The following is a 13,477-nucleotide window of genomic DNA, read 5'->3' as shown; positions in this document are numbered from 1 at the left end:
GGTCCAGCTGACGAAGACACTCACACTCCGATAAGTTGTGGGACAAATTCCCCACGACTTATCTAGGAGAGCCTTGTGAGCCGACCAGGTGGATGGCAGGACCAGCCGGGACGCCCCGGCACCCCGGACCAAAACGCCTTCCCGGGCGGATCCGGGTACCCCGCAAACCCCTCGACTCCCGGCGCGCCCGTCGGCCCCGTCGGTGCGGGCGCCCCCGGTGGCCCCGCGGATCCCGGCGCGCCCGCCCAGGCCGGCGCGGGCTCCGGCGGCTCCTCCGATTTCGTCGCCGCGGCGATCACTGGTGTGCTCGCGATCTTCGTCGCCCTGGCGGCGTTCCTGCCGGTCAACACGACCACCCTGTCGATGTTCGGCGTGGAGGTCAAGGTCACCCAGAACGGCTGGAACAACGTCTCGTCCGAGCTCACGGGCTCCTTCGACATGGGCGAGATCGACCCCTTCGAGGGCCTCGAGGACTACGGGTCCGGCCTCGGTTCCGACCCCGGTTCCGACCCCTTCTCCGATCTCGAGTCCGAACTCGAGTCCGAGTCCTTCGGCGACCTGGACTCCTACGGCGGTTCCGACAGCTTCGACTCGAGTGAATTCGGCTTCGGTTCCCACGGCTCCCCGGCGCCCTCCTTCGTTCCGGTGCAGCAGGACCCCTACAGCGACGATTTCGGCGAGGATTCCCTCGAGGGCTTCACTGACGGCCTGAGCCAGCAGCTCGAACAGGAGATGCAGCAGTACCAGGACCAGATGGAAACGGAACTGGAGCAGTCCCTCGAGGAGGAGTCGGGCGTCGGTGCCGGCATCGTCGCCATGATCCTGATCGTGCTCGCGCTCATCGCCGCGGCCGTGCTGTGGGCGCTGCGCCTCCGGCTCGCCGCCGCGATCGTCACGATCGTCTCCGGCGTGGCGCTGGCCGGCTACTACGTGTTCCTGATGGTCGGCACGAAGGCCTCCATCGAGGCGGATCTCTCGGAGATCACCACCGACACCGGCGGCATGGACTACACCTACGACCTGAACCTGGGCGCGTGGCTCATGCTCCTGCTGGCCGTCGCGGCGATCGCTTGGGGCGTCATCTCCTTGCTCGCGTGGCCGGGCGCTCTCAAGAAGAAGAGCCACGCCGCGGCGACCGCTCAGCCCGGCCCCGGCGGTGCGCCGTTCGGCGGCGGCCAGCCCGATCAGCCCGGTCAGCCGGGTCGGCCCGGCCCCGGCGGTGCGCCGTTCGGCGGCCAGCCCGGCGGCTTCCCCGCGGGCGGCCCGCAGCCGGGCGGCAACCCCGGCTGGGCGGGCGGCTCCCCGCCCGACGGCCCGCAGGGCTGGTCCGGCCGCCCGTAGTCCGGCGACCAACAACCACCCACCACCTACTAGACCGCCCGGTCCATCACTGACAGTCCGAGCGGTACGCCCCGGTCCTCGGACCACCGCCCGCCCCGCGTAGACTCCGGAGCCATGGCCACCACTGAAGCCCTGTACACCGAGACCCTCGACCTGCTGCGCGAGCTCATCCGCAACGCCTGCGTCAACGACCTGACCGCGGACTCAAGCGAGGAGCGCCGCAACGCCGAGACCCTCAAGGCCTTCTTCGCGCAGACCCCGAACGTCCGCGTCCAGGAGTTCGAGCCGCACCCGGGCCGCGTCTCGGTCATCTTCACCGTGCCGGGCACCGACCCCGACGCCGAGCCGCTGACCCTGATGGGCCACACCGACGTCGTGCCCGTCGACGAGGACGCCTGGGAGCACGAGCCCTTCGGCGCCGAGATCGTCACCAATACCGCCGGCGAGGAGGTCCTCTACGGCCGCGGCTCGGTGGACATGCTCTTCATCACCGCGACGATGGCCGCGGTCACCCGCGACGTCGCTAAGCGCGGCGGCGCGCGCGGGGAGCTGACCTTCGCCGCGCTCGCCGACGAGGAGGCGCGCGGCGGCCTGGGCGGCAAGTGGCTCTCAGAGAACGCGGCCGAGGCGTTCAGCTGGCGCAACTGCCTCTCGGAGACCGGCGGGGCGCACCTTCCGGTGGCCGACGGCTCGGACGCCGTCGTCGTCTACGTCGGCGAGAAGGGCGCCGGACAGCGCCGCCTGACCGTGCGCGGCGAGGCCGGCCACGGTTCCACACCCTACGGGCGCGATTCGGCGGTCGCGAAGATCGGCGAGGTCGCCGCGCGCATCGCCGCCATCGAGCCGCCGGTGACCGACAACCCGATCTGGCAGGGCTTCGTGCGTGCCTTCCGCTTCGACCCGGCCACCGAGAAGGCCCTGCTGACCGGCTCGGACGCCGCCGACTACGCCGTCTTCGGCGACCTGGCCGGCTACGCGCACGCCTTCTCCCACCTCACGCTGGCCCAGACCGTGCTGCGCGCCGGCGGGGCGATCAACGTGCTGCCGTCGAAGGCCAGCCTGGAGATGGACATCCGCCCGCTGCCCGGGCACACCCAGGAGGGCATCGACGAGCTGATCCGTGAGGGTCTGGGCGATCTCGCCGACGAGGTCGAGATCGATCACCTGATCACCGAGCCGGCGACCGAGTCGCCGGCCGAGGGCCCGCTGTGGGACGCGATGGTGGCCACCATCCACGAGGAGTTCCCCGACGCCGTGGTGGTGCCCGTCTACGCCACCGGCGGCTCTGACCTGCGCTTCGCCCGCCGCCTCGGCGGCAACGGCTACGGCTTCGCGCTGCACGCACGCGGCCGCGACCTGGCGGCGGCCAACCGCCAGCTGCACGCCCACGACGAGCACCTGCACCTCGAGGACCTGCGCCTGACCGTGGGCGCCTACTCCCGTCTGGTGGAGCGCTTCCTGGGGGCGTGATTTCCGACGCGCGCGGGGACCGGGTGCGCGCACTATCCTTGAGCACCATGAACGGCGCGCAGTCCGCCGGTGGTGACCGCCCCGGCCCAGGCTCGGCGGACTCCGCCCTGACGGCGGACGAGCTCGCGGCCGCCGACGCGCGCACCCGCCCCTCGCCCACCCGGGTCATCGCGCCTGCAACCCGGCCACACCCAACCCGACGCCACCCGCCCCTCGCGCACCCGGGTCATCGCCACCGCGGCGGCCGCCGCGGTGCTCGGCGCCGGCATCGCGGCCGGCGGCGCCTTCTTCAAGAACCCGGTGCCCGCGGCGTCGGAAATCTCCGTCGACTTCGCACAGACCGCACCCACGGCGCGCGTCGACGACCCGGACGGTCTGCTCGACGCAGGTGACCAGGACCGCCTGCTCGGAGAGGCGGCGCGCCTCGAGATGCCCGAGGTGGTCCACGAGCTGCGCTTCATGGTCTTCGAACAGAACGAGTACGAGGTCATCGGCACGGTGGTCGACCACCTGCGCGGCGGCGAGCCCGGGCTGATCGACGGGGACCGCTTCGCCGACGGCGTCCTCATCGTCGGCGTCGGGCTCAGCCCGCGGCAGTCCTTCGTCTTCGCCGGTGACGACGTCGCCGACCGGCTGGGACTCAACGCCGGGGACGCCCACCTCGACGCCGCCCTGGAGGCGATCAAACCGGACGTGCGCGCGGGCGACCTCACCGGCGGACTGCTCGCCGGACTGGGCGAGGTCGTCGACCCCGACGCCATCGCGCAGGCCCGCCACGACGCAGCCGCCGAGGAGCGCCTGCGCGCCACCGGGGTCTCCGGGGCGGTGGGCCTGGTCCTGGCGGGTGGCTCGGTGGGGCTCATCGGCACCCGCCGCCACATCCGCGGCCGCCGCCTGACCCGGGCGCGCGCCGAACTCGACGTGATCACCGACGAATACGCGCCGCTGGCCGAACGTCTCGACCGCGTCGACGCGCAGGTGGGCGCGCTCGCCTCGGCGCTGGCCGACGAGACCATGCACCGCCAGTGGGCCGAAGTGCGCGACCGCTTCCACGACGTGGGCCCCGAGATCGACCGGTTCGTCGGTCTGGAGGCCGCCACGCATCCCGACGGGGAGGACGGGCGCGGGGAGGCGCCGGCTGACGAGGCCCCGCACGCGATCGTCCCGGTCAGCCCGCGGGCGCGGAAGAAGGCGTCGCGCGCCGAGCGGCGCCGGCGGCAGGCCGCCGACGAGCAGGCCTTCCACGACGCCCGCGGGGAGATCGCGCAGGCGGCGCGCACGGTGCGCGACCTGGGCCGGGCCGCGGAGAGCATCGGGCGCATCGACCTGATGGAGCGCGGGGACACCACGACGCGCCTCGAGGAGCTCGACGACCTGCGCGACAGCGTCGTCGCCGTGCAGCTGGCCGCCCCCAACGCCACGCACGACTCCGCGCCCGAGGAGGAGACGGCGGTCCACCGGGAGCTGGTGGGGATCCGCAAGCGGACCGCACGGCTGCGCGGCACCGTGACCCGTCAGGCCGACGCGCAGGGTCCGGCGGACGCACCGAGCCAGGTCAGCGTTGAGCTCGACAGCGCGTTCCTGCGCGCCTACGTCGCGCTGCTCGGCGACTACCGCGCCGCGCTGGACCGGCTGCGCGAGGCCGAGTCTCCCCGCTCGAAGGCGACGCCACCGCACTCGCCGGCGCTCTTCGAGAAGGGCTACCGCCCCGGCTACCCAGCCGTCGGCTTCGTGCCCTTCGAGGCGATGAAGAAGGCCTACTCCTGGCGCGCGCCCGGCGACAGCACCAACACCGGCGAGTCGGGCGGCTCGTTCTCCGACTCGGGGTTCTCCGGGGCGGGCGGCTCCTCCCACTTCTGAGGCCCCGCCTGCCGACCCCTGCGCCGCCCCGCCCGCGGCGCTACTCTTTTCCCATGAACGCGGAGGACAACCCCAGAAGAGCCCGGCGCGCCCGGCGCCAGGAGATCCGCAGGCAGGCACGCGCGGACCGCCGGGAACGCTCCCAGGCCGTGCGAGCGGAGCGGGCCCGGCAGCACGACCGGCAGGAGCGCCGCGACCAGGCCGGCGACACCGCGCAGGCCACTCCGGAGACCGCGCTGACCGACGAGGAGTACCAGGCCGCCACCAAGGGAGTCGGCGGCTGGCGCGGCCGCTCGCTCGCGGCGTTCCTCGGCGCGGGCATCGCCGGGGCCGCGCTCGTCGGCGGGCCCATCGCGCTGGGCATCGACCGGCCGGTCCGGGAGGACTACGTGGTCGCCCCGGCGGCCCAGGAGCTGCACGCGGAGGTCTCGGACCCGGACGACGTGCTCTCGGACGACGAGGAGCGCGGCATCGTCGCCGACGCCGCGCGCATCCACGCCCCCGAGGTCGTGCGCGAGCTGCGCTACCTCGTCTTCGCCAAAAACGACTCCAACGTCAACGACACGGTGGAGAACTACCTGCGCGACAACGAGCCGGAGCTCATCGGCGAGGACCACTTCGCCGACGGCGTGCTCGTCGTCGGCGTGGGCCTCGACCCGCGCCAGGCGTTCGTCTTCGCCGGTGAGGACGTCGCCGACGATCTCGATCTGAGGGACGACAGCGACCACCTCGAGGCGAGCATTGAGGCGATCAAGCCGGGTGTGAAGGACGGCAACCTGCGCGGCGGGCTCTTCGCCGGCGCACACGAGGCCGCCGACGCCGAGACCGCCGGTGAGCGCGCCTACGAGACCGCCCGCGAGGACCGCACCGTCGGGGTCGTGCTGGGCTCGGTCGGCGGCGCCGTCGGGGGCATGACCGCCTCCGGGCTCTTCATCGCGGGCCGCAACAAACGCGCCCGCGCGCTCGCCCAGGCCCGCGCCGAACTGGACCTTCTCACCCGCGAGTACGGCGAGCTGGCGGGGCGCCTCGACGCGATCGACGTGCGCGCCCACTCTCTGACCTCCCCGCTGGTCGACGCCACGATGCGCCGCCAGTGGGAGGAGGTGCGCGACCGCTTCCTGTCCCTGCACGACGACGTCGACCGCCTCGGTGCCCTGCAATTGACGACGCCCGCGCGGCCCGGCGCGGGCGGTTCCCGCGCCGTGGGTGCGGGCGATTCCCCGGCCATGGGTGCGGGCGCAGGTACGGCCGCCGGGCACACCGGCCCGGCGGCGGACCGGCGCGCCGCCGAGGAGGCGGACAAGGCGCTCTACGAGCGCCGCGGGGAGATCACCGAGGCCGCCCGGGCGGTGCGCCGGGTCTCCTACGCCGAGGACAACATCGACCGACTGTTCCGCATGGAGAACGGCGACGCCACGGTGCGCCGCGAGGAGCTGCAGGCGCTGCGCGAGGACATCGTGGCCGCCCAGGTCGAGATCAAGGACGCCGGCTCCGGGCTCTACCGCGAGCTGCAGACGCTGCGCGAACGCGCCGAGTGGATGGACGCCGACCTGGCCACGCGCGAGGGCGACGGCACCGGTGCGGTAGCCTCCCCCGCGAACGAGGACGCCGCGTTCCTCGACTCCTACATGCAGCTACTCGGCGATTACCGCACCGCGCTGGCCCGGCTTAAGGACGAGAAGTTCGACGACGTCGACGCCGACGAGGCCACCGAGCTGCGCGCCCCGGCCATCTACGAGCCGGACTACCGGCCCGGCTACGGCGTGTACAACTTCGTGCCGTTCTGGACCATGGCCGCCTGGCACACCTCCAACGCGCAGACCCAGGCTGCCGCGGGCACCTCGGGGGCGGTCAACACCTCGTTCTCCTCGGGGTTCTCGGGCGCGGGCGGCTCGTCAAGCTTCTAGGCGCACCAGGCGGGTGCGCCTAACGGCCGGTCGAGCCCCTGTCCAGCAGGCCCAGGACGACGCTGACCGCCATCGCGTAGACCGCGACGACCAGCCAGGTGCCCAGCGAGAGGTCATTCCATCCGCGGGTCCAGGCCACGCCGAGCAGAACCGCCGCCGGCAACGCGAACAGCGCCGTGGCGCCGACCCACATGCGCCGCGGGCCGGCGTCGGTCCGCCTCCGGCTCAACACCAGGCCGACGAGCGGCACGACGACGGCCAGGACGAGGACGACGAGCATATGCAGGCTCATGGTTGCCTCTCCACCTCAGCGCTCCAGCCAGGCCGAGTCGAGCTCGCCGTGGCGGGAGCAGCGCGCCGACCAACCGTCCGGACGCACCTGCACGATCATGCGCCGGCCACACAGCCCGCAGTAGCGCGGCGGGTCGAACCCGGCCCGCACCCCGGGGTTGGTGCCCTCGTAGGCGCCCAGGTAGGCGGCCTGCCAGGCCTCGGGCAGCAGGCGGCCAGCCGCGTTGCGCGGCCCCTCGCCGAACTCCGAGGCTGAGGCGGCGCCTTCGGCACCGGCAGCGCCGGCGCCCTCGTCCACACCGGAACCCGCGCCCGCGGCGACGGACGCAGCTGGGGCGGCAGGCGCGGCGTCGTCAATCTCGAGGCGCACGCCGGTGAAGAGGTCGAACGGCAGGCGCTCGCCGGCCAGCACGGCGGCGGCGAGCTCGTCGGAGACCTCGCGCAGTCCCCTAGACGACACGGTTGAGCACCTTCAGCGGCAGCTGCATGCGGCCGAGCATGTCGAGGTCGCGCTCGGCGGGGTCGCCGAGCGTGGTCAGGTAGTTGCCCGCGATCAGCGCGTTGATGCCGCCGAGCAGGCCGGCCTCGGTGCCGTCCTGACCCAGCGCCAGCTCACGGCCGCCCGCGTAACGGATGACGGCCTTGGGCAGCGCCAGGCGCAGCGCGCCGATCGCACGCAGCGCGTCGGGGGTGTCGATGACCTCCTGGTCCTCGAGCGGGGTGCCCGGGCGCGGGTCGAGGAAGTTGATCGGCACCTCCTCGGGGTCGATCTCGGCGAGCTGGGTGAAGAACTCGGCGCGCTGGGCCAGCGACTCACCCAGGCCGACGATGCCGCCGCAGCAGACCTCGATGCCCTCGGCGCGGACCAGGTTGAGGGTCTCGCGGCGCTCCTCCCAGGTGTGGGTGGTCACGATCTCGGGGAAGTAGCTGCGCGCGGTCTCGAGGTTGTGGTTGTAGCGGTGCACGCCGCGCTCGGCCAGGCGGTGGGCCTGCTCGGGGGTCAGGATCCCGATCGAGACGGAGATGTTGATGTCCACCTCCGCGGCCACCGCGTCGACGGCGGCCTCGACCTCGCGCATCAGGCGCTCGTCGGGGCCCTTGACCGCGGCGACGATGCAGAACTCGGTCGCGCCGGACTTCGCGGTCTGCTTGGCGGCCTCGACCAGCTCCTCGATGTCGAGGCGGGCCGCGCGCACGGGCGACTCGGAGAAGACGCCGGACTGCGAGCAGAAGTGGCAGTCCTCGGGGCAGCCGCCGGTCTTGAGCGAGATGATGCCCTCGACCTCGATCATGTCGCCGCACCAGCGCAGGCGGACCTGGTGGGCGAGCTCGAGGAGAGCGGGGATGTGCTCCTCGTCGAGCCGGAGGATCTCGAGGATCTGGGCCTCGCTGAGGCCCTCGCCGCGCTCGAGGGCGAGCTCGCGGGCCTTGGTGAGGATGGCGGGCTCGGGGCCGGCCGCGGTTTCCGGAGTGGACACGGTGGTGCTCCTTAGTGACGAAAAAGCGAGTCTTCACGGTGCAGCATACGACTGCGCCAGAACGCTGTTCAATTCGACTTGAACAGAGTTCACCCCTGGTTGCGGTCATGCGGAAGATGGAGCGGGGCGGGCCCGGGCTGCGGGCGAGGCGCGAGCGAACGAGGACGGGCGCCGCGCCCCTACCCAGCAAGCCCCTACCCAGCAGGCGGACGCCTTGCTGGGTAGAAAACCGCCCTTGCTATACGGGGCCTTGCTGGGTCGAGCCGGAGGAGGCGCGGATCGGCGGACGACACCAGCGCGACCCGGCGGCCCGACCCTCCGCCCGACCCGCCGGCACGCCACACCCCACCGCCACGCCACACCCCGCCGGCACGCCACACCCCACCGCCACGCCACACCCCGCCGGCACGCCACACCCCGCCGCCACCCAAAGGAAAGCGCCCCCCGCCACCTCGCGGGAGGTGACGGGGGCGGGACGGGGAAGACCCCGGAAGGCGAAGCTACTGAAGGGCTACTTCGCGGCCTTGACAGCCTTGTCGGCCTTCTTCTCGGCCTTCTTCGCGCGCTTCTCGGCCTTCTTGGCGCGGGCCTTGTCGTTCGGCCACAGCAGCAGCGCCGCGCCGATGGCGACGAGCCAGGAGTCCTTGGCCAGCGCGGTGCCCTCCTGCGAGGGGCGGATGCCGTCGGACTCGGTCATGTCGTCGTTGCCGAAGTACATGGTCAGCAGGCCGGAACCGAAGGTCGTCAGCGCGGCGCCGGCGAGACGGGTGGAGACGAACGGGGCCAGCAGCGCGGCGCCGACACCCATCTCGGAGTAGGAGATGAACTTGCCGAAGGTGTCGGCGTCCATGTCCTTCAGCTGCGGGATGCCGGTGGCGGCCATCTCCTGCAGGCCGCCGGCGGCCTCGGCGGGCAGGTCCTTCTTGTTCCAGCCGGAGTTGAGAATGAACGCGCCGGTCACGGCGCGCAGGATGGTCGATGCGATGCTCATTGTCTGGGGATTCCTCTCGCGGGTGCGTCTCTACCGGGCGATTGCCGACGCCGCGCCCCTCCCCCGTGCGGTAACGGCGCGCGAGGCGGTGCGCGGCGTGGCGCCCGTCCACTCCTTTATAGGTTAATTCGGTTGTGTTGACACGTCAACTACCAGGTGCGATACGCCGCCCCGGCGCGCACCGGCCGGACGGGCGCCGCGCCGCCCCGGCGCCGCACGCAGGCCGGCCGCGCGTCTGCGCCGCGCCCGCCCGCGCCGCTCCCGCCCGCCCCAGCGGATCAGCGGATCAGCCAGGGCGCAGCCGCCGCGAGGATCGCCTCGGTGCCGCGGTCCAGGCTCGGCTGCAGGTCGGGGGCGAACTGCGGCGAGTGGTTCGACGGCGCGTTCTCCCAGTCGGAGAAGCCGCCGAGCGCCCAGAAGCAGTACGGCGCGCCGAAGGCGCGCGGGATGTTGGAGAAGTCCTCCGAGCCGGTCCACCGCCCCGGCTCGTGCACGCCCGCCTCGCCGAACGCCGAGCGGAAGGAGCCCATCACGGCGCCGGTGACCGCGGCGTCGTTAGTCGTCAGGGGCCCGCGGCCCTCGACGGTGAACTCGGGCTCGCGCTCGGCGCCGGCCGCCGCACACTCGGCGCGCACGATGCGCTCGACGGAGGCGAGCAGGCGGGCGTCGACGTCCTCGTCGTAGGCACGCGTGCTCAGCCGCAGCGTGGCGGAGTCGGCGACGGTGTTCGGGGCGTCGCCGGCGTGCACGGAGCCGACGGTGACCACGCCGAAGGTGCCCGGCTCGAGCTCGCGGGAGACGATCGTCTGGATCCGGCCGATCACCGCGGCGGCGATGACCACAGGGTCGATCGTGGTGTGCGGCATCGAGCCGTGGCCGCCGCGGCCGTGAATGACCACGCGCAGCTGCGTCGTCGTCGACAGCGCCGGCCCCCGGCGCGCGCCGACGGTGCCGCCGGGCAGGGTGGAGAAGACGTGCTGGCCGAGCACGACGTCGGGGTGCGGGACCTTCTCGGTCAGCCCCGCGGCGACCATCTCGGAGGCCCCCTGGCCGATCTCCTCGGCCGGCTGGAAGAGCGCGATGAAGGTGCCCCGCCAGGCGTCGCGGTTCTCCACCAGCGCGCGCACGGCGCCGAGCAGCGCGGTGGTGTGCAGGTCGTGGCCGCAGGCGTGCATGCGACCCAGCTGCGGGTCGGCCGCGTAGTCCTTGCCGGACTCCTCGGCGCACGGCAGCGCGTCGAAGTCGGCGCGCATCATCACCACGGGGCCCTCGCCGTTGGCCAGCACGGCGACCTTGCCGGTGGTGCCCACACTGACCGGGGAGAGCCCGAGGGCGGAGAGCTCCTCGCCGATGCGTCGCGAGGTCTCGTACTCAGTGAAGGCGGTCTCGGGGTGCCGGTGGAACCACTTGTAGAGCTCCTCGCGCTCGGCGCGGGTGGGCCCGAGGGCGTCGAAGAGGGTGCGCAGGCGCGAGTCTGCGGTGTCGGTTGCGGCGGGGTCGGTCACGGGCCGGGTCCTTCGTGTCTAAAAGTTGTGGTTATCGGGGTGCGGGGCCAGGCCGGGCACCACTCCCCCATTGTGCCGCCGCGGCGTCCCGGGCACGCGGCGCGGGCGGGGCTCACACCTGGAAGTAGAGGTGGGTGTGCAGTGAGCAGCCCGGATTAAAACCGTGGGCGCACGCCGGGCACGAGTCTGTGGAGGAGTACTCCGTGTAATTCATCAGGTGCCCGCACACACCACACACCACGGCCGGCGCGTCCAGCGGCGCGCGCCCGAAGGAGTGGTTGCACGCCTCCTCGTGGCAGCGGTGGCAGGACCAGTACTTCCCGCAGGTCACACACAGATTTCCGACGACGTCCCTCGTCCCGCCGTAGTGCGCACAGCGCCCCTCGGCGTCGACGCCCCGGCCGTGGATGGCGGGGCGGGTGCCGCCCGCGCCACGTTCGATGTCCATGGGGCCATTGTCCACCGGGGCGTCGGTAACGTGGGAAACATGCGCAACGTCCTGATCCTCGGCGCCGGCGGACGGATCGCGCGGCGCCTGACCAAGCTCCTGGCAGATGACAACTCCGTGCACCTGACCCTGTTCGCGCGCTCGCGCGACCGGCTGGGCGAGGTCCCCGAGGGTGTGGACGTCATCGAGGGCGACGTGCTCGACAAGGAGGCGCTCTGGGAGGCCGTCGGCGGCCAGGAGGTCGTCTACGCAGGCCTGGTCGGCGAGGTCGACAAGATGGCCGAGGCGATCGTGACCACCATGACCGGCCGGGGCGTGACCAGGCTGATCTTCACCGCCGCGCTCGGCATCCACGACGAGGTGCCCGGGGAGTTCGGCGAGTGGAACCGCGAGCAGCTCGGCGGGGCGCTGGAGCCGTACCGCAAGGCCGTGGAGGAGATCGCGGGCTCAGCGATCGACTACACGGTGCTGCGGCCGGCGTGGTTCATCGAGGGCGACGAGGTCGATTACGCGGTAACCAAACGCGACGAGGAGTTCCGGGGCACGGTGGTCACCCGCCAGTCGGTCGCCGCGCTCGCCGCCGAGATCATCCGCGATCCTGCGTTGTACAGCCGCGAGGACCTCGGCGTGGGCAAGCCGGGCACCGAGAAGGTGCGCCCGGTGTTCGCCGCGGAGAAGAAGGACGCGGAAGAGAAGGCCGGGGAGCAGAAGGCCCAGGAGGACCGGACAGCTCCCGAGGGCGGGACAGACCCCAAGGGCGAGGCCGAGAAGAAGTAAGGGCCTCGGATGAGCGGCCCGGCCGGCCCGGTGGGCGTGGTCGGCCGGCCACTCCCGTGGGCAAAATGTGCACCTTTGTCCCGCGCCGCTCTCGACCACCTGGGCAAACGCGGCAGGCGAACGGACATACGTCGACATTTTGCCCACGACCCCGGCGCGCCCGAACCACATCCAGCCAACCGGCCCCACAAACCCCACCAGTCAGCCAACCAGCCCCACTAACCCCACAACCCAAACCCACCCACCGAAAAAGACCCCCTCGCACTCCCGGAGGAGCGCGAGGGGGTCTCGCTGTGGGCGAAGGGGGACTTGAACCCCCACGTCCCGTAAAGGACACTGGCACCTGAAGCCAGCGCGTCTGCCAATTCCGCCACTCGCCCAAACAAGTGGCCGCGTTTGCGACTGCACTAACTCTAGACGGCCACGCCACCGCTCACAAATCGCCAGTTCAATGGCCATTTCCACGCGCCCGGGAGGCTCAACGTCTATCAGCTATGCGCTACCTGCCTCTATACTGGATCCATCGTGTGGCCGGACGCGGGTCGCCGCCGCGAGGCGCCGCCTCGACTCCGCGACGCACGGAAAGTCCAGACGCCAGAACATCAGCGCAGAGAACATGAGGTGGGAAGGAGGCCCCGATGGCGACGCTCGACCGTTTCGCGCGGTTCGACAGCACCCTGCAGCGGGGTCTCGACAACGCCTTCGCCCTCGTCTTCGGCGGCCGGCTCGTCCCCGCCGAGATCGAGGAGCTGCTCAAGCAGGAGATCGAGGACAACCTCTATCACGAGGACGACTACACGGAGGCGCCCAACGTCTTCCAGGTCGGCATCTCGCGGACGGACCTCGACAATCTCGCGGAGTCGCACCCCACTCTCCCGGAAATGTTCGCCGAGCAGCTCGCCCGCTACTGCCGCAACCAGGGCTGGGTGCCCGCCGGGCCGATCTCGGTGGTCCTCGCCGAGGAGACCGGCATGCGGACGGGCCAGCTGCGCGCATCCTCCTACTCCGACCCGTCCCCCGCGCAGGGCTGCGGTTTCGATGCGATTGACGACGCCGCGCCCGCGGACGTCGCAGGTACCGCACCCGTGGCGGACGACGACAGTGAGAACCCCGCGGGGCGGCACGCCTCCCCGGTTCAGGAAAGCGAGAACATGAACGCTCCGCACCAGGACAACGAGAACTTCCCCGCCACCGAGGTCCGCCAGGCCGCCGGCTGGGGCGACCCGCGCCAGGCGCAGGGCTGGACGAACCAGCCCAGCCGGCCCGACCAGGCCGACCGGGCCGACCAGGCCAACCGGGCCGCCGAGCAGGTGGGCCCCGACGACCAGTGGCACACCGGTCCGGGCGAGTCCGCCCCGGCCGGCGCCTCCGCGGCGGACGCCTCCGCCGTCGGCGCCGCAGGTGCCGCC

At 72.3% G+C, this 13,477-nt stretch carries 12 protein-coding genes and 1 tRNA gene; 6 read left to right on the top strand and 7 right to left on the bottom strand.

Annotated features, from left to right (window positions below; all coding sequences use genetic code 11):
- Positions 1–75 precede the first annotated feature (75 nt).
- The 4 genes from QQA02_RS03585 to QQA02_RS03570 all read left to right on the top strand — a co-directional run bounded on the left by QQA02_RS03585 (position 76) and on the right by QQA02_RS03570 (position 6,578).
- Positions 76–1,341, top strand: a complete 1,266-nt coding sequence (locus QQA02_RS03585) for a hypothetical protein (protein WP_284863332.1) — start codon at positions 76–78, stop codon at positions 1,339–1,341.
- 114 nt (positions 1,342–1,455) lie between these two features.
- The gene (locus QQA02_RS03580) at positions 1,456–2,811 is read left to right on the top strand and encodes a M20/M25/M40 family metallo-hydrolase (RefSeq protein WP_284863331.1); all 1,356 of its coding nucleotides are present in this window, start codon (positions 1,456–1,458) and stop codon (positions 2,809–2,811) included.
- A 252-nt stretch (positions 2,812–3,063) separates the two neighbouring features.
- Positions 3,064–4,671, top strand: coding sequence for a hypothetical protein (locus QQA02_RS03575; RefSeq protein WP_284863330.1), 1,608 nt, complete (start codon positions 3,064–3,066; stop codon positions 4,669–4,671).
- A 53-nt stretch (positions 4,672–4,724) separates the two neighbouring features.
- Entirely contained in the window at positions 4,725–6,578 is a 1,854-nt protein-coding gene (locus QQA02_RS03570; protein WP_284863329.1) for a DUF5129 domain-containing protein, read from the top strand.
- Between the two features lie 19 nt (positions 6,579–6,597).
- Here the strand turns inward: QQA02_RS03570 and QQA02_RS03565 are convergent, their stop codons facing one another.
- The 6 genes from QQA02_RS03565 to QQA02_RS03540 all read right to left on the bottom strand — a co-directional run bounded on the left by QQA02_RS03565 (position 6,598) and on the right by QQA02_RS03540 (position 11,291).
- On the bottom strand, positions 6,598–6,870 hold the full coding sequence (locus QQA02_RS03565) for a hypothetical protein (protein WP_284863327.1): 273 nt from the start codon (positions 6,868–6,870) through the stop codon (positions 6,598–6,600).
- Positions 6,871–6,885: 15 nt separating this feature from the next.
- Entirely contained in the window at positions 6,886–7,077 is a 192-nt protein-coding gene (gene bsaP / locus QQA02_RS11695) for a biotin synthase auxiliary protein BsaP (protein WP_075664757.1), read from the bottom strand.
- A 241-nt stretch (positions 7,078–7,318) separates the two neighbouring features.
- Positions 7,319–8,347: a biotin synthase BioB gene (bioB, locus tag QQA02_RS03555; RefSeq protein WP_502870969.1), complete on the bottom strand. Its 1,029-nt coding sequence runs from the start codon at positions 8,345–8,347 to the stop codon at positions 7,319–7,321.
- Between the two features lie 511 nt (positions 8,348–8,858).
- Positions 8,859–9,338 (bottom strand): hypothetical protein, encoded by a 480-nt coding sequence (locus tag QQA02_RS03550; RefSeq protein WP_284863326.1) that lies wholly within the window; start codon positions 9,336–9,338, stop codon positions 8,859–8,861.
- 278 nt (positions 9,339–9,616) lie between these two features.
- Entirely contained in the window at positions 9,617–10,843 is a 1,227-nt protein-coding gene (locus tag QQA02_RS03545) for an amidohydrolase (RefSeq protein ID WP_350309450.1), read from the bottom strand.
- Positions 10,844–10,955: 112 nt separating this feature from the next.
- Positions 10,956–11,291, bottom strand: coding sequence for a CHY zinc finger protein (locus tag QQA02_RS03540; RefSeq protein ID WP_284773777.1), 336 nt, complete (start codon positions 11,289–11,291; stop codon positions 10,956–10,958).
- A gap of 39 nt (positions 11,292–11,330) precedes the next feature.
- On the opposite strand from QQA02_RS03540, the gene QQA02_RS03535 reads away from it, so the two are divergent.
- On the top strand, positions 11,331–12,068 hold the full coding sequence (locus tag QQA02_RS03535) for an NAD(P)H-binding protein (protein ID WP_284773776.1): 738 nt from the start codon (positions 11,331–11,333) through the stop codon (positions 12,066–12,068).
- A gap of 294 nt (positions 12,069–12,362) precedes the next feature.
- On the opposite strand, the gene QQA02_RS03530 is transcribed toward QQA02_RS03535, so the two are convergent.
- Positions 12,363–12,448 (bottom strand) — tRNA-Leu (locus QQA02_RS03530).
- 258 nt (positions 12,449–12,706) lie between these two features.
- Here QQA02_RS03530 and QQA02_RS03525 point away from each other — a divergent pair.
- Positions 12,707–13,477: DUF3662 domain-containing protein (locus QQA02_RS03525; RefSeq protein ID WP_284863325.1), on the top strand; the 771-nt coding region annotated here is incomplete at its 3' end.

Source organism: Corynebacterium sp. MSK006 (assembly GCF_030232385.1).
GTDB lineage: Bacteria > Actinomycetota > Actinomycetes > Mycobacteriales > Mycobacteriaceae > Corynebacterium > Corynebacterium frankenforstense_A.
Note: the sequence above shows the minus strand (reverse complement) of the source record. Positions and strands in the feature narration are given on the sequence as shown.